This is a genomic window from Priestia sp. SB1, from assembly GCF_038898415.1.
Window position 1 is genome coordinate 433,837 of record NZ_JBBJSS010000004.1, and the last position, 24,917, is coordinate 458,753.

Below are 24,917 nucleotides of genomic sequence, written 5' to 3' on the forward strand. Positions count from 1 at the left end.
CCCCTCATAGAGAACTCTTATATAAAAATGGGAAGATAATAGTACCTTCCCACTTTTACCGTCTTGCTTATATTCAGTCGCGTGCTTTCACTAACAGCGCTTCTTCTTCTTTTGCTTTTTTTCTTAACGCAATAAGTGTGATAAATTCATAGACAATATTAGCGGCCGCCGCTGCTGTAATTTGGCCATGATCATAAGCTGGCAGTACTTCTACTAAATCAAAACCGACAAAATCAATATTTGTTAAGCCTCGAACGAATTGAAGCGCATCGTCAATACTTGCACCTGAGACTTCAGGCGTTCCTGTTCCCGGCGCGTAAACTGGATCTAAAAAGTCAACGTCAAACGATAAAAATACGGGTCCTTCCCCTACACGCTCATGAATAATGTCTAACATTCTTTCAACGCCAAGCTTTTTATATTCATTTGTCGTATACAGAGCTAAACCTAAATTTTTTGCGTCTTCTAAATCTTCAATGCCGTACAGACCGCCTCGCATACCAATTTGAATCGAACGTGATACGTCGATTAACCCTTCTTCAATTGCTCGTCTGAATACCGTACCGTGATTGTATTTTTGTTCAAAATAACTATCCCACGTATCCGAATGAGCATCAAACTGTATAAGCGCTACCGGTCCGTGTTTTTTTGCAATCGCACGAAGTTCACCAAGGGTCATCGAATGATCACCGCCTAGTGAAATAGGAATAATTCCTTCATTCACAACCGGCGTTAACCCTTCTTCAATTTTTTTATACGTTTCTAAAATATATCCGGGAACAACTGACAAATCACCGTAGTCCACGCCTGAAATGTAGTCAAAAATATTAATCTTTTGTTCTGGGTTATACGGGCGGAGCAAAATGGAGAAATCTCGAATGGCTTCCGGTCCAAAACGTGCTCCTGTGCGAAAAGATTGACCTGAATCAAATGGAATACCTGTGACAATAAAATCCATTTCTGAATTTACTTGTTCTACATACGGAAGTCTCATAAATGTACGTGGTCCGCAAAAACGCGGAGATTCAAATGAATTTTTCGGCTGATATTTTGGCATAATTTATTCCTCCTAGTGGGTTTCATTCATTAGCGCCGCATCATTATTTTAAATACTGACGCTTTTTATTTAGATACTTTTTATTAATGCAAAATGCATGCCAATTTTTATTATCTTATTCCGCGCAATTATGGACGATTTTTAATTCATAATAGAATCAAAACAAAAAAACTGATTCAGTATTGAATCAGCTAATTCATTTTGAATTAAAGTCTCATTATTTTATATTGTACTTTCGTAAACGTCTTACGACCGTAGGCTGGCTGATTCCTAATGTGTTTGCCATTTCATACGTTGTTTGACACTGACGATAAGCGCGAATCAGCCAGTTTTTCTCCACTTCTGCAAGTGCTTGCTGAAGCGTCATTCCCTGAGAGGTTAACGTGTCAAGAGGCTCCCATTCTTCTTTTTCACTGCTGCTATTTTCTGAATAAAACGGGAGGTCTTGAGGCGAGATGCTGTTTTCATCCGTTGTTAACACGAGGCGTTCAATTGTATTTTCAAGTTCGCGCACATTTCCGGGCCACGGATGTTCAAGAAGCAGATTTAATGCTTCTGCATGAAAAAATTTCTTCATGTTATATTTTTCATTTTGTTTATGTAACACGTGATAAAGTAGTGCCGCGATGTCTTCTTTTCGCTCGCGAAGCGGCGGAATGGTAATCGGAATAACGTGTAAACGATAAAACAAATCTTCACGAAACGTTCCTTTTTTGACCATTTCTTCAAGCGGCTGATTTGTGGCTACAATCAGCCTGAAGTTTACGTGTTTGGCTCGTTCACTTCCAATTTTGGTGACTGTTTTTTCTTGCAGCACTTTTAACAGCTTCACTTGCATATCAAGAGGAAGTTCCCCTATTTCATCTAAAAAAAGCGTGCCGTTATGAGCTAATTCAAACTTTCCTATTTTCCCTTTTGTACTGGCACCTGTAAAAGAGCCTGCTTCGTATCCAAACATTTCAGATTCGAACAAACTAGCTGGAATGGCTCCGCAGTTAATTTCAATAAACGGCTCTTCTTTTCGATCACTTCCATAGTGTAAAGCACGGGCAAAAGCCGTTTTACCAACACCCGATTCACCTAGCAGCACAACCGTTGCATCGCTGTCTGCCACGCGATTAATAATCGACCATACCTTTTTCATCGATCCACTTCGTATGACCATCTCATTTGACTGTTGTTCCCGAAGCTCTTCCACTTCGAGCTGATATGTTTTCATTTTCACTTCGAGCTGCTGATAATCTTCTTTTAAGCGCTGAAGCTCTGTTAAGTCATGCGAAAAGCTAATGACTCTTTTCATACACTGATGTTCATCATACACGGGAATACCGGTTGCCATTACAACTTTTCCCGTTTCTGTTTGTTGCATCAGCTGTACTTCTTTCTTTTTCTTTAACACTTCAATCGTAACGGAAGGTGAAAAGATCCCACGGTCTTGCAATTCGTATACCGTTCGTCCCACTAACTCTGACACGTCATACCCGTATATATCACGGCAGTTTTGACTTGCTCGTAAAATACACCCTTTTTCATCAGTGATCACGATATTGTCGTGAGAAGCATGCAAAATAGCTTCAAGCTCTCGTTCAATCATCTCCATTCAGTCCTCCTTTTTATGTAATCTGATTTTTCTAACATTTACACATATTATTTTATCAGTAAACTCGCTTACTCAACACAAAAAGCTCCTTTAATAGGAGCTTTTTGTTTACGATAGCTGCTTCATTTTTTGTTTAAATAGAGCTACTTTAATCATAAAATAAGTGATGTTTTCAGGTAATTCTTCTTTGATTGGCTTTAACTTTTCATCGCCTACTGACGAAGCGGCTTGTAAAATAAGCTGTTCGTCTTCATCCGAAAGAAAAGGTGACCAGTCGATTTCTTTTTCTTCTTCCGCGCATTTAAACAAATGGTTTTCAATGGTAATACGGCTCAGTTCACGTTCTTCAGCAATTTCATCTAACGATTTTCCTTGCTGAAATAGCTCATACGTCATTAAGTGAGAGCCTTCTTTTGATGATGCTCTTGCTTTTTTCGGAGCAGGAGCTGACACTTCTCGCTTTCGGTCTGGATGGTCTTCGCAAAACTGTTTGATTTCAGTCGTGAATCGTTCTCCGTATCGCTCTTGTTTTTGCTCTCCGACTCCTTTTACAGTGGCAAACTGTTCAAGCGTTACCGGAAGTTTTGTACACATATCATGAAGAGTGTCGTCTGAGAAAATGACAAAAGGAGGCACGCCGGCTTCGTCTGCTAGCTGCTTTCGAACGGAGCGCAAATGAGCAAACAGCTCGTCGTCTTGGACAATTTGCTTCACTTCCATTTGTTCTTTTCTCATCACTTTTTCCGTACCAAGAAGCACACCTTTTCCTTTGGCCGCTACGGATAAAGTAGGAAATGACCCTTGTCCTACTAAAATAAACTGCTCTGAAATCAAATACTCGATAAAATCGCTCACTTCTTTAGCCGACCGGTCGCTCATGACGCCGTACGTTTTCAGTTTATCGAAACCAAAATCAACTACTTTTTTATTTCGAGAACCCGTTAACACTTGAGCAATCATCATTTTACCGAAACGTTCGCCCATACGAATCATACAAGATAACACTTTTTGCGTATCGACCGTTACGTCTATTTCTACACGATCATCCGTACAGTTGCTGCAGCGGCCGCACTCATGCGCTTCACTTTCTCCAAAATAATGAAGAATATACGCCTGCAAACAGCCTTCTGTATGACAGTAGTTCACCATACTTTGCAGTTTTTCAAGTTCTTGAATTTGCTTTTTAGGATTCGACGTTGACTGTTCAATCAAAAAGCGCTGCACGCGAATATCTTGAGGTGAATAAAGCACGATACACTCACTTGGCAGTCCGTCACGACCAGCACGTCCTGCTTCTTGATAATAGCTTTCCATATTTTTTGGAAGCTGATAGTGAAGAACAAAGCGAATATTCGATTTATCAATTCCCATCCCAAACGCAGAAGTGGCTATCATTACCTGAACATCATCTTGAAGAAAGCGATTTTGCTCTTCATCACGGCTGTTTGCGTTCATACCAGCATGGTATTTTGATACGTTAACTCCTGATTTTTGCAATCTAGCGTGAAGTTCTTCAACATCTTTACGCGTAGCGGCATAAATGATACCTGCTTCTTGATCATTTTTACGGATATACTGATCAATATAGCTGATTCGATCCTGACCTTTCACAACCGCAAACGATAAATTTTCACGTTCAAAACCAGTCATCACTGTATACTCTTCGTTAATATGAAGAGCTCGGCAAATATCTTCACGCACTTGAGGCGTCGCAGTAGCCGTCAGCCCCATCACAATCGGCGCGTTAGACAACTTGCTGATTAGTTCATTGATGCGTAAGTAACTCGGTCTGAAATCATGCCCCCACTGTGAAATACAGTGCGCTTCATCTACCGCTACAAGCGGAATAGGAAGCATTTGAAGCTGTTCTAAAAACTGCGGAGACTCCAGTCGCTCCGGTGCTACATAAAGCAACTTATATTCTCCCAGTGCTACTTCTTCTAAGCGCTGCTGCACTTCCGTGTGCGTCAGCGAGCTGTTAATATATGTGGCCGGAATACCCGCTGCGTTCAGCGTATCCACTTGGTCTTTCATCAAAGAAATCAACGGAGAAATAACCAGTGTCGTTCCTTCTAATAGCAAGGAAGGAATCTGATAACAAAGTGATTTCCCTCCCCCTGTTGGCATAATACAAGCGGTATTGTGCCCTTCTAAAACATAACGAATCGACTCTTCCTGTCCTTTTCGAAATGAATCATAGCCAAAATAGGACTGTAAATGTGTTAAAGCTTGTTCAAATTGCAAAATTTCGTCCTCCTTTAAAATAAGTAGAAATAGTAGTTGAGGGATTCATTAGAAGGAATTGAGACGTAGGATTTTATTTTATCAAATCTTAGAGGAAGTTGCACAGAATTCGTTGATTTAAGGATATAGCAAAAATGATAAGCGAAAAGCCATCAATTTATAACTCTCTTTCCTATCACAAACAATCTTTTTATGTATGTCAGGACTCCTTTCCTAAAAATCTTTCCCCATTCCATTCTTTTTTCCTGTATACTTAAGAATAGGAAAGAGGTGCTTATCACGAGACATCCTGTAGAAACGATTTATTATTTAGAAAATCCACAGCGTAATATCTCAACATATGCTTCCACAACTCAGTTAACGGTTGAGTCTGTTGTGAAAGATGTGTTTGGTGTTGCTTGCGTAGCAGATATTAAAATTATGCTTCAATATAATAAAGAATTCCGCAAAAGTATTAGTCAATTACACAATGCGATGGACGATGATCTTACGTTAGAAATGGTTTTTCGAGTTGCTTCAAAAGAAGATTTGCTTCGATTTAAAAAACGTTTACTTGAAAGTAGTTTAGATGACGCAGAAACGTCAATAGACTGTCCATTCAGCGCAACCATTCAATTACAAGATGGTCGATATACATGGAACGAGTCTACTTCTGTTTATGAAAAACAAAAAGAACGTCTTTCATCTTAAATTTCTCTATTTTTATGTATGCAAAAAGCCTGGATCTTAGCTGTTTAAGATCTAGGCTTTTTGCAGTTTGTACTGTACCTTAAAAGGTCAAAAAAAAGATGCAGGAAAAAGGCTGGCTAAAGCCTTCTTCTGCTTATTGTCCGCCAGATTCTCCTCAAAGATAACCGCGCTGTTTCCTCTTCTCCTATGTTAGACTTTTTAACTCAATTTTATGAAATAGGTTTTATCTCTTCCAATAACGTGTATACACAAAGCAAGAGGATAAGTTACTTAAACTTCTCTTCATTACTAAACATATTCTAGAAAATTGTCTATCATACAAGGAGGTTTTTTGAAATGGTAAATGTAAAAGTAGTTGAAAATGGCGTACAGGCAAAAGATACAATCGAACAATTTTTGCGTGAAGGATTTACAAAAGACGAAGTTTATTTACTTGCACACCATCAAGATCGCTCCGAGGATTTAACAGCTGCAACAAATACAAACAATATCGGCCTTTCTGAACAAGGTGTTTTTGATGCGATTGCGAATGTATTTCGTTCTCGAGGAGACGAGCTTCGTGCCAAAATGCGTTCATTAGGCCTATCACAGCCGGAAGCTGAACGCTATGAAGAAGAATTAGATCACGGCAAAGTAATCGTGGTTGCATCAAAAGTTGCTTAATCTAAAAGCCCTACAGCAGGGCTTTTTTATTTTTGTCTTCTACCCTTTTTCCCCTTTCATTAAAGAAGTCATCCCTACATATTATTATGAAGATAAGAGTTACTGTGAGGAGTGATATATTTGATTATAGGAATTGAGTACACAAAGCGTGTGAAAAATGGATTAGTCGTTAAAAATATTCCTTACAAGATACACGATAAACCTTGTGATGAAGGCTGCTGTAAAAATGATAAAACGATAGGCGTCAGAGACAAATTAAGGGTTAATTGGCTGTTAAACGTTTTTATGCCCAGTAAAAATATAACGGTATTTGATTATAAATATTGGTCAGAAGAGCTAACTTCTTTATGGAGAGAGTATCGGAGAAAAACTGTATAATACTCAAGATAAAAAATCTCCTTGATGAGCAAGGAGATTTTTTTCTATTGACTTTATCTTCTAGCACCAACCTATTTATTAAGCATTTCAACAATTTTTATACCTTTAGATGTTTGTACCATCACTATTATAAATTGCTGAATGGGATGCTTTTTCTTCCACTCATCATAATCAATTTTATATGTAACATTTCTTAGCTGTGTTTATCCTTTTCTGCTGAAGGTAATAATGAAGATGCATAAACTATATAAAGGGTGAAAAGTTATGATTAACGTCATTGAGACACTACTTGATTATATAAAGAACTCTTCTACAGATGATCCGCCCCCTCGCCCACATATCGGTGAGACTATGGGATGCTGGCTGTATTTTACTGCTTTAGCGGAAGAAATACCTGCCTTAGAAACTTGTCTTAATACAACAACCAACAGTGAACTGCTTAAGCTTGCTCAAGACTCAAAAAACCTGGCTGAATCTCAGATTGATACACTAAAAAAATTAATGATTAAAGAAGGAATTCCCCTTCCTGAAATACCGGCTACCAAACCGAAATCCGACCCTAACAGTATTCCATTAGGAGCAAAAGCCACGGATTCTGAAATCGCTAACTTAATATCTATAAAAATTGCCTCTAATATCGTCATGTGCAGCACGAATATGGGACAATCTATTAGAACCGATATTGGATTAATGTGGTTGAAATTCCACACTGAAAAGGTCATATTAGGATCAAAAATAAAAATTCTAATGCAGCAAAAAGGATGGCTCAAAATTCCGCCTTATTATTATCCACCTGGAGCCCCTCATAACTCTAATTGAAGTGTTCTTAGGTAAAACAGCATAGATAATCTTACATCCAACACATTTAACGAGGTGCTTGAACATGGATTTCCCTACAATTCATACAAATTTTTGGGACGCAGTCATTGGTGTTCCTGTCGTATTAATCGTGACGCAGCTGATCAAATGGCTTTTTCATCCTAAAAAGCAATTTGTTCCGACTATCGCTTTAGCTGTCGGCGTGCTTTTTTCAGTATTGATCAGTCACCCTCATCATATTATTGCCGGGTTGTTTATGGGATATTTTTATGGATACGCCGCAATTGGAAGCTATGCAGGTCTTAAAACAACGTGGAGAACGATTAGAAAAGATACGTCTCCTTATTCATCAGACTAAAAAACCAGCGAAGTATTCGCTGGTTTTTTAGTCTTCATTACTTATTTCTTCTGCTCCTAGCTCTTTGGCTAAGTGAACAACCGATTGATTGATTTTCCATACGTAATAAATGTTATGCAGCAGCTGCAGATGCTGTAAGTTTCTTGATTGAACGGACGTATCAAAATAATCTAAAGATTGTTCAATCTTTTGTCTTACATCTTCAAGCGTGTATACATACGTTCCTCTTTCTCCTCGTAATGCTTTTTCAAGCTGAGTGAAGTTGCTTGCCACTTTCTCTTCCACTTCCTTTACTACGCCATGAAATTCTGCTTCCTTATAAAAAGCTTCGTTTCTAGTAGAAGATGCCACCAAATGCTTGGCGTAATAATTAATGGCGGTAAAAACGGTCAAAAATTGCTGAAGACGTGAACGGCCAACGAAACCTTTGATAATAGGATCGGAATCGACATGAAGCTGTTTTAGCTTTTTTTCTAATTCCATTCCTTTATCAGCTAAATTGGCAAATGCGTACTGCTTCGTAAAACGATGTAAATAGGTGTGAACAAATTCTTTTAAAGCCGCTACGTATTCTACTGAAGTGTCGGTTACTTTATCTCTTGTTCTTTTAGGAAACACAAGAGCAGATACGGCTAAACCAATTCCAACTCCTACGACCGTATCTAACACGCGAGCCAGTAATAAGCTCTCTGAAATTCCGCCAAGAAGCATGTCATACATAAAGGCCAGCATCATCGTAATCCAAAAACTCATAAACGAATACGTAATGGGAAAGAAATAAAAAGCCATAAACACACAGATAAAAAGCAGCGTTACTTCAAGTATTCCAGGGGAAACGTAGCTTGCAACAACAAAGCCGACAGCTGCTCCTAAAAGCGTGCCTACGCTTCGCTGCACGGCTTTTACAAACGTACTTCCTATCGTTTCTGTACCGAGAAGCACTAAATAGCCTGCTAAGAGCGCCCAATATTGATGCGATGGAGATAAAAACGAGCCAAATATTAATGTCGCAACAGCAGTGATGACCGCTTGAATAGACTTTTTCGTAGACGGTTTTAATCCTTTTTCTTCATCATTATCCTCTTCGTCTTCTTGTTCTTCCGCTTCTTTTTGAGGCTGCTTTTCTTGTTTCACAATTGCTTGCTGCAGCTCATACGCTTCATCAATGACGTGATTTGATATCGTTTCGATACGGCGTATTAAGTAAAGCCAGTCTTTATACCTTTTGTCTTGAGGTTCGAGTTCGCTTAATTTTTGGCGCAGCTCTTGCAAATGCTGAGCTGCATCCGTTAAGGAATGAGTAGGATTTTCATTTAATACCTCTGCTTCGCGAATCGATTCCACTAGCTTTAACAGCACCTGCTGAATATCAAAATGATTAAATGCCTTTAATTCACTGAGTTTTCGGATCGCCGGAGAATATGTCTGCAGCAGCATCACTGTATCAAATACATAAAGGCGCATTTGCTCAGCTGTTACGCCAGGCCATATGTCGTGAGGATCTGTATTTCCAAGCTCTTCTGATGCTACACGGGCATACTCCGCTAGTTTTTTAATATTGCGGTTATACTGTTTGATTTGAGCTGGTTCAATTTGTTTCTTTTGAATTAACTCAATAATTAAATCAAGCACCAAATTTACTTGAATATGAAAGGATTTCATTGAAGACCTTAGCACGTTGGAAGGCCGGTCTTTAAAAATAACAAAATTATAGATAAATGCACAGCAGGCTCCTACTATAACGCCAGCTAACAGCCACGGCAGCTGAGAAAATGTAACGTGTAAAATAGAAGCAAAATAAAACGACATAAATGCTACCATCGACAGAGAGAAGTAGCGAATACCAAATTTCTGTAAATAAAAAGACAAAAACACCAATAGAACGAGAAAAACATTTTCTGCTTGTCCATATCGTGATAAAAACGAGCCAATTCCAAGAGAAACGGCGCTAGAAAGTGCTACTAAGACGGTTGTCACTTTTTTTGCTTTTGTTGTTTCATCATTTACAACCAATATACCCATCAGGCCGATTACGCCGGATAAAATAGCAGCGGTAATTTGAGAGCTTCCCGCTGCTTTTAATACAATCAGCATAATAACGACCGCTGTAATGACACTGATTGTAGCTTTAGAAGCTGTTTTGAGCCTTTTTCGTCCAGGATCTGCAGCGACTAAGCGGCTAAACCAATATGAAAAAATAAACACCCTCTCCTTTCGTGCTGTAAAGTTCTTTGTAGAAAGAGTAATATTATTACTTATACCCTTTTTAATTCTTTTCTATCGTATGTAAGTATGTTTTCACTATAACATTGCAAACGGCTAAAGAGCTAAACAAATGATTAAAAACACATCTGTTTTCTGTCAGATGTGTTTTTTAAAAATAATGGTTCATTACAGTGTAAGAGAAGAAATTTCCCACCCGTTTGTTAACGGATTTCTTTTTAAAGTAAAAACCATCGTTGTCTTGTGAGCCCCTTTATTTTCGTAATAAATAAGGCAATCTACGGAGATTTTCTCTTTTGTTTTATACTTTTTTGCATGAAATAAGTCCGTTTTATAATAAATGGTGGAGATACTATGCAGCTTTGCCCATAGCTTATGCTCTTGCTTTACGCGCAAAACCGGCTGCATTAAGGCATCGTCATCTTGCTTTAATCCGGTTAAAAACATATTGACGACTTCTGCCGGCTCAGCTTTTAATGCATATTCATCAAGCTTTCCTCCTGCTTTTAATACCATTAACTGATGACCTGGATCTACATTTTGAGACTTGTGAGTCGTACTTCCTGCAAAATGAATGCAAAAATGACCGGGGAACCCATTGTCAAGCGCACCGGCTCCATGAGGCATTCCATTCATGGAAGCTGCAAGCATTTGGCCTTTAAATGGAATAAGAACAGCTCTTCGGTTCCAGCTCCATTTTCCATTATATAAGTGCTTCATTACTTTCGTATCTTGACGTGTAAGCGGCTGAACATCTGCGTGGTGTGAGCCTGCTCTTCGCTGCACATAAAAGTAAAAACCGGTTTCTACATCGATTACTTTAAATTTTTTTCCCTTTGGCAGTAAGGTTTCTACACGTTTCCACTTTAATACTTTTCCTGTGTCGCTTACCGGAAAGTACGTAAGGTTTTCTTCTGCTTTCATCTTTTGGGGATGCACAAAAAAACTAATAAGCATAAAGACTAAAATCATTAATTTTATCATTGTCTACCCTCATTACCTTGTAGTTTCTCTATGTAATATGCGAAAGTACACATACAATTATAAATAGAAATTTTTACACGCTCGTCTCATGGAAAATAATACAAAAAAGAGCTTGTGAATCCTATACATTAAACGGTTCATTTTATTCATACTAACAGGTGAAAGCGAGGTATATGATATGAATTTCACTTGGATGATTGGACTTTTAATGCTTATTCAACCTCTTTCTACACAAGACCACCTATCTATTACTCATGACGGTAAACCAATTGAACGGATTGAACGGGACAAAGTGGCAGTACCTCTTCTTCCTGTACCCATGGTGGATCATGATCGATACAATCTTCTTCTAAAAGAATTGGATAAAAAAACATATAGAGAGCCCATAAATGCCCGCATTGATAAAAACGGACAAATTGTTCCTGAGCAAGCGGGTGTCAAACTATATCATAAAGATTTTGCCGAGAAATTTTATACTTATTTTTTTAACGGCGGTACGTCAATCTTAGAAATCCCGACGCTTCCTGTTCCGCCTCGCGTGGATAAGGAGCTGCTTGCAACGATTCGTATTAAGCAAATCGGTCATTATCATACGGTATTTAACCCCCATAATAAAAATCGTTCTCACAATATTTCTCTTGCAGCTGAATCACTAGACAGCAGCGTCATATTTCCTGGGGAAGTTTTCTCTTTTAATCAAACCGTTGGAAAAAGAACGGCAGCAAAAGGGTATATGCGTGCCCCAATCATTGTAAAAGGAGAGTATTCTGAAGGAGTTGGAGGAGGAATTTGCCAAGTTTCTTCTACTTTATTTAACGCCGTCGATAACGCTGGCGTCACGATTACGCAGCGCTACTCACACAGCCGCAGTGTTTCCTACGTACCTCCTGGGCGAGACGCTACCGTCAGCTGGTATGGACCTGACTTTCATTTTAAAAATACGTATAGTGATCCTTTGTTGATTCGAGCACAGGTTCAAGGCGGAGTCGTAAGCGTAGCCGTTTATTCTACCGATGCGATTGAATATAAGCCTCGCCGCGTGCCTTGGGCTTCTAATAACCTATTGTTGAAAGAAAAAAAAGCTGAATCACATGTTGATACTGGGCCTACCGATTAATCATCTTTTCCAGCATTTTATAATGAGCATAAAAAAGCCTAAAGGGTATCCTTTAGGCTATTCAGTGATCTACTTAGCAGCCGTAGTAGCCACCGTAACCACCGCTATAACAACTACATCCGATAATTACTAATAGGATAAATAATACAACTAATAAAGCGAAACCAGAACCAAATCCACATCCAGCATTAGACATACAAGCACTCCCTTTCAATGTGATTTTCTGTTGCTAAAACAAAGAAGGTTCAAACATGGGGTGTTTCTCATGGATAGCTTATTGTATGTCTGCCTAGACGTTTTGGTTTGCTGTTCTGCTCATTTTTTAAAAATTGGGCTTGTTTTCGTCTTTATAACTCGGAAAATGTAATTCCGTAAGAGTAAAGCTCATTTCCACTCTTCCTTTAAAATCGCGTAATAATATTCATCCCACCATCCTTTTTCAGTTGGAATACATTTTTTGAAATACCCTTCTCTTCTCATCCCGATTTTCTCCATAACACGATAAGAAGACGTATTCTCAGGTTGACAAGTAGCAATAATCCGATGCAGGTTCATTGTATTAAAGGCGTAGTCCACGATTGCTTTTGCCGCTTCTGACGCATATCCTTTCTGATGATAGAAAGAATTAAATACCCAGCCAATTTCATAAGTATGGTATCCAAAATAGTTGAAAAAGACGATATGACCAATTAGGGTTTTTTCGTTTTTTAATAAAACTGGAAAATTTTTAACGTTTTCTTCCATATTTTCATTTACAAATTTCTTCGCATCATCCTTACTAAAAACACCTTCTGGTATGTATTTCATGACATCAGCATCAGATGTATATGCGTAGACATCTTGCCAATCTTCATAGTTAAATTTGCGTATTAGTAATCTGTTAGTCTCAATATCCATATCTCCCCTATCTCAAAGCTACCTTCTATACGCTTGTTTCGATAGCGAAGAGATAAAAACCTCTTTGCAACAAATTACTGTTGTTTTTGTTGCCGCTTCTTTAAAAAAAGATAAAGCGACTCTGCAAAAAAGAAAAATAAAAGAGAAAAAAGGACAAATAATTCGGCTACTTCCATTACACGGAACGGGCTTAACGCATTGTATAGTGCCTGCAGTATGTTCGTTCCTTGAAAAAGATCAATTCCTATAGAAAGAGCGACCACAGATCCAAATAGCAGCAGGCTAACTCCAATAATTTTCATATGTCTACTCCTCACCTAATCATTACTTACCTCATAGGTTAGTCATTTTCATTTACCATCATGCAAAAGATATTTTGTTAAAAATTACATAATTATACGGTTTTTGGTCAAATTAATAAAAACTACAGTAAGGGTGCTTTCATTTATGCCTTCGTTCTTTAAAAATCAAAAATCTAAAAATAAGCTTCAACCTCAGGCAAATCAAACAAGCAGCGAACAAGCAGCTTCTTCTCTTAAGAATTTGCTGTCTGAGAACCTTACCCTCATTAAAGAGAAAACTGGAAACAGCTCAGATATTGTGATTCGTCATTTTAAACTAGGTGTCAATAACAGCTTGGCTGCTGCTATCGTCTATATAGAAGGGATTGTAGATAATCAGGCTATTCAAGATTACTTACTGCAGTCTCTGATGAAAGATAATCAAAAAAATGACCTAAACGATCAAAATGCATTAGAGTTAATCTCCGAAGACATTGTCACAATCGGCAATGTATCGTTTGCAGACAACTGGGATGATTTACTGTCTTCTTTGATGTCAGGAGACAGCCTTCTTATTGTCGATGGCATAAACCGCGTACTCAGCGTGAGTACACAAGGCGGTGAAAAGCGTGCCATTGCAGAATCTACTACAGAAATGGTAGTTCGGGGACCAAAAGGCGCCTTTACTGAGTCTATTGGCACAAACTTAGCTATGGTGCGCCGAATTATTAAAACACCTGACTTATGGCTAGAGTCGATGAAGATTGGCCGGGTAACTAAAACGGATGTCACTGTTATGTATATTCATGGCATCGCAAACGATAAAGTTGTAAAAGAAATTCGAAAGCGATTAAAAAACATTGATATTGATAGTATTTTGGAATCAGGTTATGTTGAGCAGCTGATTGAAGATCAAACAATCACTCCTTTTCCCACTATTTATAACACAGAAAGACCCGACGTGGTGGCAGGTAACCTTTTGGAAGGAAGAATTGCTATTTTTGTGGACGGAACTCCTTTTGTCCTTATTGCTCCCGCGTTGTTCATTCAATTTTTCCAATCGGCCGAAGATTACTACGCACGCTTTGACATTGCCACATCCATTCGTCTTTTGCGGGTGTTTATGTTTATGATTTCACTTATCGCTCCTGCTACGTACGTGGCGGTTACGACATTTCATCAAGAAATGGTACCTACAACGCTTATCGTAGCTCTTGCAGCACAGCGAGAATCCGTTCCATTTCCCGCGTTTGTGGAAGCTTTTTTTATGGAAGTCACCTTTGAAATTTTGCGTGAAGCGGGGATTCGTTTACCAAAAGCTATCGGATCTGCTGTATCAATCGTCGGGGCTCTTGTTATTGGGCAAGCAGCGGTTCAAGCGGGGATCGTCTCACCAGCTATGGTTATTATTGTATCGATTACAGCCATTGCTAGCTTTGCTACACCGTCTTTCGATATGGCTATTTCAGCGCGTTTAATTCGTTTTTTATTTATACTAGGAGCGGCTACATTCGGTTTCTATGGCATTATCCTCATTCTTTTAATGGGAGTTGGACACCTGTGCAGCTTACGTTCGTTTGGTGTTCCTTACATGACGCCATTAGCACCCTTTATTCCTGCAAGCAATGAAGATACATTGCTGCGGTTACCTTGGTGGACGATGAGAAGAAGACCTAAATTAATTAGTGATAACAAAGTTCGTCAAAGCAAACATCAAAAGCCTGAGCCTCCTTCTTCAAGAGGTATGATTAACCAGGAACTTGAAAAAGGTGATCAAAATGAAACGTAAAAGTTTATTTTTACTGGTAATGACCATAATGATGGTATTGCTTACTGGCTGCTGGAGTAAAAAAGAATTAACAGACCTTGCATTTGTATCGGCAATGGGCATTGATAAAACGAAAAACGGACGGTATGAGCTTACCTTTCAAATTATTAACCCGGGAAACGTAGCTGGCTTACAAGGGGGCGGCGGTACCCAAAGTCCGCCTGTTACGATCTATTCTGCTTCTGGCGATAATTTAGTTGAAGCAAGCAGACGCGCTTCAGCTAGAATTTCCCGAAGACTTTATTATGCCCATACCAACTTAGTCGTGATCGGAGAAAAACTAGCGCGTGAAGAAGGAATTAACATTCTTATTGATTCTATTGATCGCGATCCTGAGTTTCGAATTACGACTTCCCTAGTCATCGCAAACCAGTCAAGTGCTGCTGATTTGGTAAAAGCACTAACGCCTGTCGATAAAATTCCAGCAAACAAAATTATGAAAACGCTGGAGTTCACTCAAAGAAAATGGGGAGAAAATCTAAAGGTTTCCTTTCAAGAAGTGATGAGGTCTCTCGAATCTCCCGGAGGAGAAGCACTAGTCTCGGGTTTTCGTTTAGTTGGAAATCCTCAACAAGCAGAAAAATTAGATAACCTCCAGCAAAGCGCACCAGAAGCTACCCTTCGTGCTTCTGGCATTGCTGTTTTTAAAAATGGAAAGTTAATCGACTGGTTGTACAATAGTCCAGCCAGAGGCAGCGTTTGGATTCTTGATAAAATACAAGGAACGGATATTAATATAGATTGGAAAGGAAAAAAAGAAGCGCTTGCCTATCAAACAGTTCGTCAAAAAACGGATGTATCTGTAAAAATGAAAAAAGGAAAACCTTACGTGTCCGTTCACACTCGCGTAGAAGGCGATCTTGGAGAAGTGGAGGTCCCTGTTGATACACGTCAACCTGCCGTAATCAAAAAAATGGAAAAAGCTGCAGGTAAAGAAATAAAAAAAGAATTACAAACAGCTATTAAACAAGCTCAGACAGACAAAGTTGACATCTTTGGGTTTGGAGAAGCACTGGAACGCACGCGCCCCAATCAGTGGGAAAAATTCAAATCAGAATGGGATGACGTTTATTTTCCAAAATTAGATGTAGACGTTACAGTAGAAGCTTACATTCGCCGAACGGGTCTGCGCAATAAATCGTTTCTCTCTAGCGTAAAAGAAAAACAACAATGAGGTAAGGAGGTTCTGGCTATATGGAAAAAGCAAAAATCAGCGCCACTCAATTATTCATTCTCATGGTATTATTCGAACTGGGAAGCGCTTTATTAGTTCCTCTTGCAATGAGAGCGAAGCAAGATGCATGGCTAGCTATTTTAATTGGAATGCTGTGCAGTTTTTTTTTCTTCTTAGTCTATCATAAGCTCTATTCCTACTATCCGGACCTCCTCCCTACAGAATACATGCAGAAAATTTTAGGTAAGGCACTGGGAACACTTCTTGCATTCGTATATATTGTCTATTTTTTATACGATGCATCACGAGTTCTAAGAGATTTCGGAGAAATGCTTCTTACTTTTGCTTATCCGGATACGCCTTTATTTATTGCCAATGCCTTATTGATGCTGGTCATTATCTATATAACCCGAAAAGGAATTGAAGCGATAGCGAGATCAGGAGAGCTTCTGTTTATTTTTATGTATTTTCTAGCTATTGCAGGCTTCATCTTAATTATTAGCTCAGGATTAGTTGATTTTAAGAACTTGCAGCCGGTATTAAAAGAAGGAATACTTCCTGTTGCCAAAGTTGCTTTGACCGAAACGCTATATTTTCCTTTCACAGAAGCTATTGTATTTACTATGCTTCTTCCTTACTTAAGCAACCCCAAAAAAGCAAGTGTGACCATGCTATGCGCAACGGGATTAAGCGGAATTAATCTAATTATTACGATGATTATTAACATTAGCGTGCTTGGAGTTGATCTGACGACAAGGTCACAGTTTCCTCTTCTTAGTACTGTCCAAACGATCCAAGTAGCTGATTTTTTAGAGCGTCTAGATGTATTTTTTATGTTCGCTATGGTGATTGGGATTTATTTCAAAGTTAGCATCTTGTTTTATGCTTCTATAATAGGTACAGCTACTTTATTTAAAATTAAATCTCCTTCACGTCTAGCGTATCCTTTAGGCATCATTGTGTTGTTTTTGTCGATTACAATCGCTAGTAATTTTCAAGAACACCTTTATGAAGGATTACACGTAGCGAGATTTCTTTTGCATATGCCGCTATTTTCTATCATACCCCTACTGCTTCTGATTATCGCCTTTTTGAAGAATAGGAAGAAGCAGCACAGATAGTGTATCTCTACTAAATAGAAAAAATGACGTTAAAATTATTGAGGTGATGTGCGTGTATATATGGTTTTATGATCATTTTGTTAATACCATCTTATTTCCGCTTACTTGTATCATGCTAGTGTGCCTGTCATTAGGACTGTATGCATACTTTAAATTAAAAAAAATGAAAAATTGATACTAGACGGCTATTTTTCTCATTCAAAATAAGAAAGATACAACAAGATAGAAAGCAACTGTTATTCCCGCTGCAATTAAAGCTGGCTTTAATTTATACTTGGCATATTCAATAACAGATAAATCTAATATTTTGGCGATGGTATTCGTATCGTCGCTTAAAGGTGAAGAAAACGCTCCAAAGGAACCGCTCGCAAACACCGCACCGATAATTAACGGCAAAGAAAGATCTGCAGAACTTGCAAGCGATACGCCAAGCGGCATTAAAATCCCCCACGTGCCCCAAGCAGATCCGATAAAGTAAGAAATAGCGGCTCCAAAGATAAACATGAACGGAGTGACAAACATTTGAGGAATCCACTTAGAATGTGCCGTCACGAAATTTGAAAAACCTAAGTCTTCTGTAACAGCGGATAATCCCCATACTACCGATAACAACAAAATAACGGACATCAAGTCATTGCCTCCTGTGATAAAACCATTAAGCAAATTCTGTAATGTAAAGCGCTGAAACAAGAAAAAAATGAGCGTAATTAACGTAGTCATAATTAAAGCTACTACCATCGCTTCTAACACGTCTGCTTTAATAAATGCTTCAAAAAAGGTGTGACTCTTACGATGTCCACTCCACCATGTTAAAAGTAAGGTAAGTGAAATCACAACAAGTAAAGGTACTAACAAATTCCAAGGCTTAGAAGGCAAATCCTTCGAGACGCAAGGATGACAATCATGCCAATCTTTTTCGTCTTCTTCCTCGAGCTTCATAGGAGCTGTAGACGTTGAATGATGAAAAAAGCTGAAATAAATCCCTACTAAAATAATCACAATCGAAAAGAAATTATAAGGAATGCTTTGAATAAACAAAGAATAAGCGTCTTGTTTTATGCCTTGATGATCAATTGCCATTTGAATGATTGAGACCATATATCCTACAAATGCCGTTGCCACGGGAATTAAGACGATAACGGGAGTAGCAGTTGTTTCAATAACAAACCCTAGCTCTGCTGTCGTCATTTTCACTTTTTTCAGCAGCGCTCTCATAATGGGCGCGATCGTCACAAAACGAAAGGTGGGAGCACTGAATGTTCCAATGGTTGAAACATAGGTTAAAATAAGAGCTTTTTTTCTTGTATCAATTCTTTCTGCAGCTGTTTCCACAAAACCTTTAACTCCTCCAGCCATCTTAATCATTCCGATAAGCCCTGAAAACGCGTATAAAAAGACAACGATTTCTATATTACTTTTATTTCTAAGAGCTTGTACAACGTAGTGAAGTAACTTTTCAACACCTCCGACAATCGAATGATCAATCAAATAAGCGCCTACTAATAAGCCTAAAAACAAACCTGGCAGCACTTGTTTGGTGAAAATAGCTATTGGAATAACAATTAAAAACGGTATAATTGAAAACCAACTAGATTCCATAGGACTCTCCCCTATCTTAAAAACCATATTAGACGTCTTCACGTATCGTTCATTAGCTTTTAATGTAACCCCAATAATATGTGTATATTCACGAAAACGATACGTATAAGCAGCACTGATTGAATAAACTATTTCTAATTAAAAACAGCATAGTAAAAATCTTTATTTCTACAACAAAAAAAGCAGTTTGCACATGCAAACTGCTTTTGAAAAGAAGCGGAAGACGAGGTTCGAACTCGCGACCCCCACCTTGGCAAGGTGGTGTTCTACCACTGAACTACTTCCGCGCAATATATAAAAGTAAAGATGCGGGTGAAGGGACTTGAACCCCCACGTCATAAGACACTAGATCCTAAGTCTAGCGCGTCTGCCAATTCCGCCACACCCGCGTGTGAATCGAAAAATAACTCCAAAATGGCAGGGGCAGTAGGAATCGAACCCACACTGACGGTTTTGGAGACCGTAGTTCTACCTTTAAACTATGCCCCTAGAAATGACTTCTTCAAAAGAACCTCGTTTATTGACGACGCTATATTATAATAAAACATATATGGAATTTCGTCAATAGGCCTTTTTATGAATCATGACTAGTACTGGCGACTTCAAAAAAAACTGTGAGGCATATCACAGCTTTTCACACTTTCCACCGCCAGTTGCAGCACCTTTTACCCTCTACCATTTATTTTTAGAAGCTTTCTGTAAAAGCCCTTTTTTAGGCAAAGTGCAGAACTATACAAAATGTCTCCAAAATCGCGTGAAGACTGAAAGAATATGGAGGAGTGCAGATTTTACAGGAGGCACGTTTTTTTGAGAATCCGTATTAAAATCCACAGGTTCCCCCTCATTTCCCACAAGCGTACTGTGAGAAATTTTAGTTTCAATAGCCCCTGTTAGCTCGGCTGCAAATTCTTCACTATCTATCATAACCATCGATTCAGTATTTAAAAATACAGAACGTGAATCTAAGTTAAAAGAACCAACTGCACTCAAACGCTGGTCGTAAACAACGGATTTCCCGTGAATGGAATAAGGCTGTTGATATTCATAAAGCTTTGAAGCCGCTTTCATGACGCGATTTTTCACTCCTAAGTATGCAGAAAAAGCCATAGCATTCGGAGTGGACGTAATAGAATTCGTTAAAATAATTCTTCGCACTTTAGATTTTACTGACTTATCTATATACTGTTCCATCTCTTTTGTTGGTACAATATAAGGACTTTGAACGACAATGGATTTTTCAGCTTGCTCGGAAAGCTTAATAAACGTTTTCCATATAAAAGGGCTTTTATTCATTCTTTGAATAGGGTTTGTAATAAAAGAAACCTTTCTTGTAGGCATCGTTGATTCTCTCCATACAATATAAGGATGGACAAAGGGTTCGTTTGCTTTTTTGGCCTCTTCGTATTGATCTATTAACAATTTCTTTCCTGAAAGGCCACGAAATTGTTTAGTTTTCTTGAGCTTTGGAAAAGCTTTGCCCGTATACGGGTGGTTCCATAATTTCTCTACATACTTCTCCATTGAAAGAATGACACTATTACTTTCTTGCTTTGTATTATAAATCAGCACATCACGGTCATAGACAAAATTTTTATCCGGTTGACTGGCCAAGTATTTATCTCCAATATTTCGTCCTCCACTAATACCTAATTGGCCATCGACTACTATTATTTTGTCGTGAAGACGGTTATGCCATGTCCAAGGTTTAAGAATAGTAAAGGGCTCATAGTACTTTAATTCAATATTATTGTGGAAAGCTAGAGCATAAAGAACATTTTTTCTCTTGCCTTTTAGCCCATGAGAGATCCCGTCTAACAGCACTCGAATACGTATACCTCGGTCCGCAGCTTCGAATAAAGCACCCATAAGTAAATCCGACGAACGACCTTTGCCGATGGAAAAGTACGCAATATCGATTGTATGCCTCGCTTCTTGAATCATCTGCATCCGAACAAGCCCTGAAAAATAACCGTTTTCCAAAAGCATAACGCGGTCTGTGGATTCTTTCTTTCCGTAAAAATTCTCAGTATTCATTACTTTTAAGTCTTTTCCCTTGTGCAAAGGGACATAAAACAGTACCACTGCAGTTACGAATACATATATGAAGTACAATACGACAATCATTATTAGTATATTTATTAGCATGTTTCCTGTCACAATCCCTTTCCATTCTCATCGTTCTGTTTTTATTAGGATTCTTACTTTTTTAACTTCTATACCTTTTAAAATAAGAATGGAACGATGGATTATTTGTTACACTACTGTTGACTTCCGTGCAAGCCTTCGCTTCCGCTCCTGCCGGGTCTCACCTATTCTGTTTTCCCTATAGGAGTCTTCGCCTTGCCCTCCAAACAACCGCTAGAAGCCATTATATACACGAAACCTACATTCACTCTGCCAATAAAAAAAGCAGAAGTTCATTATCTTCTGCTTTTGCAATTTATACTCTATTATGAACCTGCTGTAAGTCTAAGTAAAACAGCTACTCTTTTATTGATTAAGGTCGTTTTCCATATCTTTTATGTCTTGCTGAAACTCAGTTAAACGCTGACGCTGTGTTTCAGAAGCATTTTCAAGCGCATTCTCAATTTGCTGAGAGGCTTCGTTCACTTCACCTATCGCTTGCTTCGCTTCATGTCCATACGATGCATCATTTTTAGCTTCATTTGCCTGTTCATATGCATCTACTGCTTCTTTATGCCCCTGCTGTGCTGCTTGAAATGATTGTTGTTTATCTTTGTTATATGGGAATTTTTTCATCATAGTGCTCCTTTCTATTTGTTCACTCTATAGTGTGGCATTTTTCCACTTATTCATACGACGTTTCAATAGCTTGAAGCTGCGTAAATATTTTGCATAACGAATTCCTTTATTATTTAAGAGCATCCAATGATATCTTTTATCCCTTGAAATACTTTCTATATTTTACATAAATGTATAATCACTTTCTTTAGCGGACATCATACGAATAGCTTATTTGAACGTCAAAATATATTGGGGTTGACTGCATGCACTTGTTTCTTTCCTTTTTGATCATTTGTGCAGGGATTATATGGATGGAAATAAAAAGATTACCTCAACCCTCTTATAAAAAGGAACGGAAAATTTTTATTTTATTCATGACAATCAGTATGATGATCGCTCTTGCAAAAATCTTTCGACTGCCTCTACCGAACCCTTCTGATTGGGTAGAAGCAATGTTTCAGCCTTTAAGTCACTTATTATTCCGTTGGATCACTTAATTCGTGTATATGGCAAAAGGATGTGCTCATTTTGCTTAATGAAATCAATATTTCGGCTACTCAATTTCGCAAGCTAGTAACTTTATATAGCATCGGGAGCACAATTATTGTTGTGCCTGCCGCTATTACAGCTGATGCTCATCAAGACGCCTGGATTGCAGCACTTTTCGGTGTAGCATCAGGAATTGGCTTAGTTTTGCTTTTTACCTCACTAGGAAAAATGTTTCCAACGCTTACGCTGATGGAAATGAACGAAAAAATTTTAGGAAAACTGTTTGGAAAGATTGTTTCTGCTGTTTTTGTATTATCCAATTTATTTATCAGCAGTCAAGTTCTTTACTATGTAGGGAATTTTCTCACTACACAAATTCTTCCCTACACGCCGCTTACAGCCATCCACATTGCATTTATGGGTGTGGTTATCGTAGGAGTACGCCTAGGAATAGAAGTTATTGCACGAAGTGCCGAGATTTTATTTCCTTGGTTTGTCGGATTATTCGGACTTCTGATTTTGTCTATGATTCCGCAAATTAAAATAGAGCATATTCAGCCTGTGCTTGAAATACATCCAAAAGCTTTTATTCGTGCTGTTTTAACGTTTTTAAGCATGAGTTCTTTGACTTATACCATTCTTCTTATGATTTTTCCTTCTCATACACCAGACACAAAAAAGTCCACTCAATCTTTTTATATAGGGAATATAGCCGGTGGGCTAGTGATGGTGACGTTAATCTTACTCGGAATTTTAGTACTTAGTCCTTATTACTCCCAAATCACCATGTTTCCAAGCTATGAATTAGGAAGAAGAATTGATGTAGGAAACTTTCTTCAAGGAATTGAAGTAGTCATTGCTATTTTGTGGTTTATTACTCTCTTTTTTAAGCTTTGCATTTACTTTTACGCTACTCTTTTGGGGTTTGCCAATGTATTTCATATAAAGGACTACAAGCTATTTTCTTTTCCAGTCGCACTCATCATGATTACACTTTCCCTTATTGTGTATCCAAGCGTTTCTTATCAAAAAGATTGGGATACAAAAACGTGGATTCCCTACAGCTTAGTTGTAGGCATCTTATATCCGCTTTTCCTTTTAATTGCAGGATTTATTCAAAACAAAAAGCAGCATTCTTCTAACAGCGACTAAAAAATCAAAAACCTTTAATAGAGAATGCACCTTCAGTATAAGTAGTTATTTTTCTGGAAAATATAACATTAATTATTCACGTATAGGAGCTAGTCTATGCTAGGGGTATTGGGGTTACTTATTGTTTGCACGCTCGTCATTTGGTTTGAAGTACCTAACTTACGGCAAAAAAAAGCGAAGAAAGAATTATGGCTATTCTACACAGTTCTTGTAATTGGAATGTCCGTAAGCATCTGTAAAGCACTGGGTTTATATGTTCCAAATCCTTCTGATTTATCAGCTGCTATCTTCAGGCCAATCAGCATATTTTTACTTCATTTATTATCTTAATACGTAAGACGAGGAAGTGAACACCGTGAAACCTGTAGTTAAAATTTCAACGATTCAATTTCGCATGCTCGTCATGCTTTATACAATTGGAAGCACAATTGTTATTGCTCCAGCGTCTATGACTATTGATTCTAAGCAAACTGCTTGGATTCCCTCTATCCTCGGAGTAGCATGCGGATTTGTATTAGTGAAAGTATATATTGCTCTCGGACTTTTATTTGAAGATAAAAATCTGGTAGAAATCAATGATGTAGTATTTGGAAAATATCTAGGAAAAGGTGTATCTTGTTTATTTGTCATATCTACTGTCATAACGTGCAGCCGTATTGTATACTACGTCGGGAGTTTTTTAAATACCCATATTATGATGGAAACGCCGCTGCTTGCTATTCACATTATTTTTATGCTTGTGGTTGTTTTCGGGGCAAGACTCGGGCTAGAAACAATTGCACGCTGCTGTGAAATCTTTTTCCCGTGGTTTGTTGGCCTTCTCGGGATTTTTATTTTTTCACTAACTCCTCAAATGAAACTTGAAAATCTTATGCCTTTAATGGACATTCACTTAAAGCCGCTGACTCATTCGGTTCTTATCTTTCTTAGCATTACTTATTTTACTTTTGCTCCTTTGATGATGATTTTCCCCCTTCATTTAAGAAAACCTGAAAAAGGAGCTAAAGCTTTAATGAGCGGCAGCCTGCTAGGTGGATTTATTATGGTAATTGTTATTTTTTCTTGTATAATCGTTATTGGTTCGTATCATTCTTCAACTACCATGTTTCCTGTATATGAAATGGCTAAGCGAATTGAGGTGGGAAATTTTTTGCAAGGAATCGAGGTAATTATTGCTATTATATGGTTTCTTACTCTTTTCTTTAAGGTTTCTCTTTATTTTCATGCTTCCATCGCTGGACTTTGTCATATTTTTAACATCAATGAAACTCGATTTCTAACGTTACCGATGGGATTAATTGTTACGACTTTTTCCATTATTGTGTACCCAACCATTACCTATCAAAAAACATGGTTAGCCGAAACGTGGATTCCCTATAGTTTTTTGCTAGGAGCTTTATATCCTTTTATTCTTCTTATCATAGGGTGGATCCGTTTTAAACCAGCTAAAATAAAAAAGATAATAAAATCCACATAAAAAAAGCGAACCACTCATCGA

General features: G+C 38.2%; 24 protein-coding genes and 3 tRNA genes. 13 read left to right on the forward strand and 14 right to left on the reverse strand.

The features are described from left to right. Positions 1-73 precede the first annotated feature (73 nt). From speB to recQ, 3 genes are all read right to left on the reverse strand, one after another. A complete protein-coding gene (gene speB / locus WKH56_RS17355) occupies positions 74-1,057 on the reverse strand; it encodes an agmatinase (protein ID WP_310884432.1) in 984 nt (327 codons plus the stop codon). 217 nt (positions 1,058-1,274) lie between these two features. Continuing rightward, entirely contained in the window at positions 1,275-2,657 is a 1,383-nt protein-coding gene (locus tag WKH56_RS17360) for a sigma-54 interaction domain-containing protein (protein WP_063248038.1), read from the reverse strand. Positions 2,658-2,765: 108 nt separating this feature from the next. Then, positions 2,766-4,901, reverse strand: coding sequence for a DNA helicase RecQ (gene recQ / locus WKH56_RS17365; protein WP_275211141.1), 2,136 nt, complete (start codon positions 4,899-4,901; stop codon positions 2,766-2,768). Positions 4,902-5,171: 270 nt separating this feature from the next. Between recQ and WKH56_RS17370 the strand changes: the two genes are divergently transcribed. The 5 genes from WKH56_RS17370 to WKH56_RS17390 all read left to right on the forward strand — a co-directional run bounded on the left by WKH56_RS17370 (position 5,172) and on the right by WKH56_RS17390 (position 7,809). Beyond that, positions 5,172-5,591 carry a hypothetical protein gene (locus WKH56_RS17370; RefSeq protein ID WP_033578925.1) on the forward strand — a complete coding sequence of 140 codons (420 nt, stop codon included), beginning with the start codon at positions 5,172-5,174 and terminating at the stop codon, positions 5,589-5,591. 336 nt (positions 5,592-5,927) lie between these two features. Beyond that, positions 5,928-6,254 (forward strand): YflT domain-containing protein, encoded by a 327-nt coding sequence (locus WKH56_RS17375; protein WP_013056955.1) that lies wholly within the window; start codon positions 5,928-5,930, stop codon positions 6,252-6,254. A 111-nt stretch (positions 6,255-6,365) separates the two neighbouring features. After that, positions 6,366-6,632, forward strand: a complete 267-nt coding sequence (locus WKH56_RS17380) for a hypothetical protein (protein WP_230683508.1) — start codon at positions 6,366-6,368, stop codon at positions 6,630-6,632. 264 nt (positions 6,633-6,896) lie between these two features. Continuing rightward, positions 6,897-7,451: a DUF3231 family protein gene (locus WKH56_RS17385; RefSeq protein WP_033578924.1), complete on the forward strand. Its 555-nt coding sequence runs from the start codon at positions 6,897-6,899 to the stop codon at positions 7,449-7,451. A gap of 64 nt (positions 7,452-7,515) precedes the next feature. Continuing rightward, positions 7,516-7,809: a hypothetical protein gene (locus tag WKH56_RS17390; RefSeq protein ID WP_028413425.1), complete on the forward strand. Its 294-nt coding sequence runs from the start codon at positions 7,516-7,518 to the stop codon at positions 7,807-7,809. A 27-nt stretch (positions 7,810-7,836) separates the two neighbouring features. Here the strand turns inward: WKH56_RS17390 and WKH56_RS17395 are convergent, their stop codons facing one another. Both WKH56_RS17395 and WKH56_RS17400 read right to left on the reverse strand, forming a co-directional pair. Next, a complete protein-coding gene (locus tag WKH56_RS17395; protein ID WP_310884431.1) occupies positions 7,837-10,014 on the reverse strand; it encodes an FUSC family protein in 2,178 nt (725 codons plus the stop codon). A 186-nt stretch (positions 10,015-10,200) separates the two neighbouring features. Continuing rightward, positions 10,201-11,016: a hypothetical protein gene (locus tag WKH56_RS17400; protein WP_034265927.1), complete on the reverse strand. Its 816-nt coding sequence runs from the start codon at positions 11,014-11,016 to the stop codon at positions 10,201-10,203. 178 nt (positions 11,017-11,194) lie between these two features. Between WKH56_RS17400 and WKH56_RS17405 the strand changes: the two genes are divergently transcribed. Next, positions 11,195-12,133 carry a VanW family protein gene (locus tag WKH56_RS17405; protein WP_048021008.1) on the forward strand — a complete coding sequence of 313 codons (939 nt, stop codon included), beginning with the start codon at positions 11,195-11,197 and terminating at the stop codon, positions 12,131-12,133. Positions 12,134-12,206: 73 nt separating this feature from the next. Here the strand turns inward: WKH56_RS17405 and WKH56_RS17410 are convergent, their stop codons facing one another. The 3 genes from WKH56_RS17410 to WKH56_RS17420 all read right to left on the reverse strand — a co-directional run bounded on the left by WKH56_RS17410 (position 12,207) and on the right by WKH56_RS17420 (position 13,332). Further along, positions 12,207-12,329, reverse strand: a complete 123-nt coding sequence (locus WKH56_RS17410) for a YjcZ family sporulation protein (protein WP_013083059.1) — start codon at positions 12,327-12,329, stop codon at positions 12,207-12,209. A 188-nt stretch (positions 12,330-12,517) separates the two neighbouring features. Further along, positions 12,518-13,030: a GNAT family N-acetyltransferase gene (locus WKH56_RS17415; RefSeq protein ID WP_310884430.1), complete on the reverse strand. Its 513-nt coding sequence runs from the start codon at positions 13,028-13,030 to the stop codon at positions 12,518-12,520. 74 nt (positions 13,031-13,104) lie between these two features. Next, complete coding sequence (locus tag WKH56_RS17420; protein WP_048021012.1) at positions 13,105-13,332, reverse strand: YczF family membrane protein; 228 nt, start codon at positions 13,330-13,332, stop codon at positions 13,105-13,107. 145 nt (positions 13,333-13,477) lie between these two features. On the opposite strand from WKH56_RS17420, the gene WKH56_RS17425 reads away from it, so the two are divergent. Genes WKH56_RS17425 through WKH56_RS17435 form a run of 3 tightly spaced genes read left to right on the forward strand, consistent with a single transcriptional unit; the run spans position 13,478 to position 17,434 of the window. Beyond that, a complete protein-coding gene (locus WKH56_RS17425; protein ID WP_221833367.1) occupies positions 13,478-15,100 on the forward strand; it encodes a spore germination protein in 1,623 nt (540 codons plus the stop codon). Further along, positions 15,090-16,313: a Ger(x)C family spore germination protein gene (locus WKH56_RS17430; protein WP_168760735.1), complete on the forward strand. Its 1,224-nt coding sequence runs from the start codon at positions 15,090-15,092 to the stop codon at positions 16,311-16,313. The genes WKH56_RS17425 and WKH56_RS17430 overlap by 11 nt, the downstream gene beginning before the upstream one ends. 20 nt (positions 16,314-16,333) lie before the next feature. Beyond that, on the forward strand, positions 16,334-17,434 hold the full coding sequence (locus tag WKH56_RS17435) for a GerAB/ArcD/ProY family transporter (RefSeq protein WP_155008136.1): 1,101 nt from the start codon (positions 16,334-16,336) through the stop codon (positions 17,432-17,434). Between the two features lie 198 nt (positions 17,435-17,632). Here the strand turns inward: WKH56_RS17435 and WKH56_RS17440 are convergent, their stop codons facing one another. The 6 genes from WKH56_RS17440 to WKH56_RS17465 all read right to left on the reverse strand — a co-directional run bounded on the left by WKH56_RS17440 (position 17,633) and on the right by WKH56_RS17465 (position 21,793). After that, the gene (locus WKH56_RS17440) at positions 17,633-19,033 is read right to left on the reverse strand and encodes a Na+/H+ antiporter NhaC family protein (protein WP_028413444.1); all 1,401 of its coding nucleotides are present in this window, start codon (positions 19,031-19,033) and stop codon (positions 17,633-17,635) included. Between the two features lie 215 nt (positions 19,034-19,248). Continuing rightward, positions 19,249-19,320, reverse strand: a tRNA-Gly gene (locus WKH56_RS17445). A gap of 20 nt (positions 19,321-19,340) precedes the next feature. Beyond that, a tRNA-Leu gene (locus tag WKH56_RS17450) sits at positions 19,341-19,422 on the reverse strand. A 26-nt stretch (positions 19,423-19,448) separates the two neighbouring features. Then, positions 19,449-19,522 (reverse strand) — tRNA-Trp (locus tag WKH56_RS17455). Positions 19,523-19,762: 240 nt separating this feature from the next. Further along, positions 19,763-21,157: a phospholipase D-like domain-containing protein gene (locus WKH56_RS17460; RefSeq protein WP_342836109.1), complete on the reverse strand. Its 1,395-nt coding sequence runs from the start codon at positions 21,155-21,157 to the stop codon at positions 19,763-19,765. 366 nt (positions 21,158-21,523) lie between these two features. Next, positions 21,524-21,793: a hypothetical protein gene (locus WKH56_RS17465; protein ID WP_014460213.1), complete on the reverse strand. Its 270-nt coding sequence runs from the start codon at positions 21,791-21,793 to the stop codon at positions 21,524-21,526. 359 nt (positions 21,794-22,152) lie between these two features. On the opposite strand from WKH56_RS17465, the gene WKH56_RS17470 reads away from it, so the two are divergent. The 4 genes from WKH56_RS17470 (at position 22,153) to WKH56_RS17485 (ending at position 24,896) form a co-directional block, all read left to right on the forward strand. After that, the gene (locus tag WKH56_RS17470; protein ID WP_258873802.1) at positions 22,153-22,275 is read left to right on the forward strand and encodes a hypothetical protein; all 123 of its coding nucleotides are present in this window, start codon (positions 22,153-22,155) and stop codon (positions 22,273-22,275) included. A gap of 22 nt (positions 22,276-22,297) precedes the next feature. Beyond that, on the forward strand, positions 22,298-23,419 hold the full coding sequence (locus WKH56_RS17475; protein WP_230683510.1) for a GerAB/ArcD/ProY family transporter: 1,122 nt from the start codon (positions 22,298-22,300) through the stop codon (positions 23,417-23,419). 96 nt (positions 23,420-23,515) lie between these two features. Then, positions 23,516-23,749 carry a hypothetical protein gene (locus WKH56_RS17480; RefSeq protein ID WP_310884428.1) on the forward strand — a complete coding sequence of 78 codons (234 nt, stop codon included), beginning with the start codon at positions 23,516-23,518 and terminating at the stop codon, positions 23,747-23,749. Between the two features lie 25 nt (positions 23,750-23,774). Then, positions 23,775-24,896, forward strand: coding sequence for a GerAB/ArcD/ProY family transporter (locus WKH56_RS17485; protein ID WP_310884427.1), 1,122 nt, complete (start codon positions 23,775-23,777; stop codon positions 24,894-24,896). The last annotated feature ends 21 nt before the right edge of the window (positions 24,897-24,917 follow it).

Bases quoted from the DNA above. Each gene is read 5' to 3' on its own strand.
- speB (WP_310884432.1), bottom strand. From the start codon at position 1,057: ATGCCAAAATATCAGCCGAAAAATTCATTTGAATCTCCGCGTTTTTGC.
- WKH56_RS17360 (WP_063248038.1), bottom strand. From the start codon at position 2,657: ATGGAGATGATTGAACGAGAGCTTGAAGCTATTTTGCATGCTTCTCAC.
- WKH56_RS17375 (WP_013056955.1), top strand. From the start codon at position 5,928: ATGGTAAATGTAAAAGTAGTTGAAAATGGCGTACAGGCAAAAGATACA.
- WKH56_RS17385 (WP_033578924.1), top strand. From the start codon at position 6,897: ATGATTAACGTCATTGAGACACTACTTGATTATATAAAGAACTCTTCT.
- WKH56_RS17390 (WP_028413425.1), top strand. From the start codon at position 7,516: ATGGATTTCCCTACAATTCATACAAATTTTTGGGACGCAGTCATTGGT.
- WKH56_RS17400 (WP_034265927.1), bottom strand. From the start codon at position 11,016: ATGATAAAATTAATGATTTTAGTCTTTATGCTTATTAGTTTTTTTGTG.
- WKH56_RS17405 (WP_048021008.1), top strand. From the start codon at position 11,195: ATGAATTTCACTTGGATGATTGGACTTTTAATGCTTATTCAACCTCTT.
- WKH56_RS17410 (WP_013083059.1), bottom strand. From the start codon at position 12,329: ATGTCTAATGCTGGATGTGGATTTGGTTCTGGTTTCGCTTTATTAGTT.
- WKH56_RS17415 (WP_310884430.1), bottom strand. From the start codon at position 13,030: ATGGATATTGAGACTAACAGATTACTAATACGCAAATTTAACTATGAA.
- WKH56_RS17420 (WP_048021012.1), bottom strand. From the start codon at position 13,332: ATGAAAATTATTGGAGTTAGCCTGCTGCTATTTGGATCTGTGGTCGCT.
- WKH56_RS17425 (WP_221833367.1), top strand. From the start codon at position 13,478: ATGCCTTCGTTCTTTAAAAATCAAAAATCTAAAAATAAGCTTCAACCT.
- WKH56_RS17430 (WP_168760735.1), top strand. From the start codon at position 15,090: ATGAAACGTAAAAGTTTATTTTTACTGGTAATGACCATAATGATGGTA.
- WKH56_RS17435 (WP_155008136.1), top strand. From the start codon at position 16,334: ATGGAAAAAGCAAAAATCAGCGCCACTCAATTATTCATTCTCATGGTA.
- WKH56_RS17440 (WP_028413444.1), bottom strand. From the start codon at position 19,033: ATGGAATCTAGTTGGTTTTCAATTATACCGTTTTTAATTGTTATTCCA.
- WKH56_RS17460 (WP_342836109.1), bottom strand. From the start codon at position 21,157: ATGATTGTCGTATTGTACTTCATATATGTATTCGTAACTGCAGTGGTA.
- WKH56_RS17465 (WP_014460213.1), bottom strand. From the start codon at position 21,793: ATGAAAAAATTCCCATATAACAAAGATAAACAACAATCATTTCAAGCA.
- WKH56_RS17470 (WP_258873802.1), top strand. From the start codon at position 22,153: ATGACAATCAGTATGATGATCGCTCTTGCAAAAATCTTTCGACTGCCT.
- WKH56_RS17480 (WP_310884428.1), top strand. From the start codon at position 23,516: ATGCTAGGGGTATTGGGGTTACTTATTGTTTGCACGCTCGTCATTTGG.